The sequence below is a fragment of the Endozoicomonas sp. ONNA2 genome (assembly GCF_024606365.1).
Lineage (GTDB): Bacteria > Pseudomonadota > Gammaproteobacteria > Pseudomonadales > Endozoicomonadaceae > Endozoicomonas.
Genome location: NZ_JAHHPO010000595.1, coordinates 1 through 2196, shown reverse-complemented (window position 1 = coordinate 2196; position 2196 = coordinate 1). Strand labels below are relative to the sequence as shown.

General features: G+C 49.5%; 2 protein-coding genes. Both read right to left on the bottom strand.

Annotated elements, in window-relative coordinates:
• Positions 1–83 precede the first annotated feature (83 nt).
• A complete protein-coding gene (locus KDK14_RS10540) occupies positions 84–1220 on the bottom strand; it encodes a branched-chain amino acid ABC transporter substrate-binding protein (RefSeq protein ID WP_306671514.1) in 1137 nt (378 codons plus the stop codon).
• A 197-nt stretch (positions 1221–1417) separates the two neighbouring features.
• Positions 1418–2092 carry a ribose-5-phosphate isomerase RpiA gene (gene rpiA, locus KDK14_RS10535; RefSeq protein ID WP_257265063.1) on the bottom strand — a complete coding sequence of 225 codons (675 nt, stop codon included), beginning with the start codon at positions 2090–2092 and terminating at the stop codon, positions 1418–1420.
• Between the last annotated feature and the right edge of the window lie 104 nt (positions 2093–2196).

The window sequence follows — 2196 nt, the reverse complement described above, 5'->3', positions numbered from 1 at the left end:
TTTGACGAAGAAGCAGGAATTTTTAGACCAATTTATCGCAACCGCAGTAGGGCAGACTATTCTCGGACAGCCTCCTGGTGCGATCACTTGGTCAGGGCAGTTTTGCTGCCATCAGCATGCCACTGATAAACAACAAAGCCGAAGTCCTTCAGATCGCCATGGTCATCAAAGGCAAGTTCACCGGTGGGTGTTTTGAAGTTATTGGCGCGCAGGCTGCTGGCAACTTTTTCAGGTTCTTCACTGGCGGTCAGCTTCATACCATCAGCCATGACCTGTACCGCCGAGTAAGCAGGAAAGACAAACGGCCCGGAAGGATCTTCACGCCGGGCCTTGAATGCCTGCACCAGCCGGGCATTGGCCGGGTCCTGATCAAAGCTTTTGGGCAGCGTCACCAACAGGCCTTCTGAAGCGGCACCGGCAATAGCAGAAATATCCTTGTTACCAACACCTTCAGGCCCCATGAACTTAACCTTTAATCCTTTTTCTGCACTCTGACGCAAAATCAGGCCCAGCTCCGGGTGGTAACCTCCGTAATAGACGAAATCCACATTTTCTTTCTTGAGCCTGGCAATCAGAGCAGAAAAGTCTTTGTCGCCGACTGTGACAGCTTCATACAGGGCAACGTTAATGCCAGCCTTGTGAACTTCGTCATGAACACTGGAGGCCAGACCTTCACCGTACTGCTGCTGGTCGTGAATCACAGCCATCCTTTGTGGTTTTACGGAATTAATGATGTATCTGGCAGCGGTTGGCCCCTGCATGCTATCCAGGCCAATGGTTCTGAAAATCAGCTCATAGCCACGAGCAGTGATGTCCGGGCTGGTTGAGGCAGCCGTGATCATCAAGACACCTTTATCTTCATAAATATCAGATGCAGGTAGTGTTGCAGAGGAACAGAGATGACCGACAACAAATCGAATATCGTCGTTTACAATCCTGTTGGCAACCGCTACCGCGTGACCGGAGTCACAGGCATCGTCATAGACAACCCCTTCCAGCGCCTTGCCATTGACGCCACCGGCCTGATTAATCTGCTCAATGGCCATTTTGGCGCCAATGAACTGCATATCCCCAAACTGGGCAACGGGTCCGGTTACCGGACCTGCCAGGGCAATTTTGATGGTATCTTCTGCAGCTGCGCTGGATTCGCTGCCCAGAGCCACTGTATCCGCTAATACAGCAGTCAAGATAGCCATTGTCTTAAGGAAAGATTTTTGCATGTCAGTCACTCTTTATTGTTGTTCTTGATACGTGGGTTTATCGAGCATTCGCCTGAAAGTGGCCGCTCGCCTACAAAAATCCAGCCTGAGGCTTACGGGAGGCTGTTCTTGGTTAGCCTCCCGGATCGCCGGGCATGTTTATTATTGACAATCACTATATTAAATATGTTTTTTAACCCAATGATACGGTTTTTAAATCACCTGGCTGTCAATGCCTTAACACCGTCGTTTGTACCCAACAGCAATACATCGGCCGGGCGACAGGCAAACAGACCATTGGTCACCACACCAACAATACCATTGATCTTTTGTTCCAGTGCCACCGGGTCCAGAATCTTCATGTTCCAGACATCCAGAATCACGTTGCCATTATCAGTCACAACCCCTTCGCGGTAGGCAGGATCCCCTCCGAGTTTTACCAGTTCCCGGCCAACATAACTGCGAGCCATGGGAATAACCTCCACAGGCAATGGGAATTCACCTAACACGCCCACTGCCTTGCTGTCATCGGCAATGCAAATGAACTCTCTGGCTACCGCCGTAATGATCTTTTCCCGGGTCAGTGCCGCACCGCCACCTTTAATAAGGTGAAGATGTTCATTGGCTTCATCGGCTCCATCAATATAAAAACGCAGGTCAGACACAGTATTCAGATCATAGACAGGAATGCCATGGGCCTTCAGCTGCTCGGTAGATGCCTCAGAGCTGGAGACACAGCCATCAAAATCATCCTTGTACTGGGCCAGGGCATCAATAAAAAAGCGTGCAGTAGAACCGGTACCAACACCAATCACCATGGGTTTTTCAAGATGGGGCAAGATGTATTGTAATGCGGCTTCGGCAGTGGCCTTTTTGAGCTGATCCTGATTCATGTAATTACCTGATAATACTGAGCAGTTATAAGTAGTTAACCAAATGAAATCATATTTTCTGACTAAGTTGCCAGTCACTCTGCTGCGTTGCAACTCCGGTCACA

Coding starts and splice junctions, on each gene's coding strand:
- KDK14_RS10540 (WP_306671514.1), bottom strand. CDS start 1,220: ATGCAAAAATCTTTCCTTAAGACAATGGCTATCTTGACTGCTGTATTA.
- rpiA (WP_257265063.1), bottom strand. CDS start 2,092: ATGAATCAGGATCAGCTCAAAAAGGCCACTGCCGAAGCCGCATTACAA.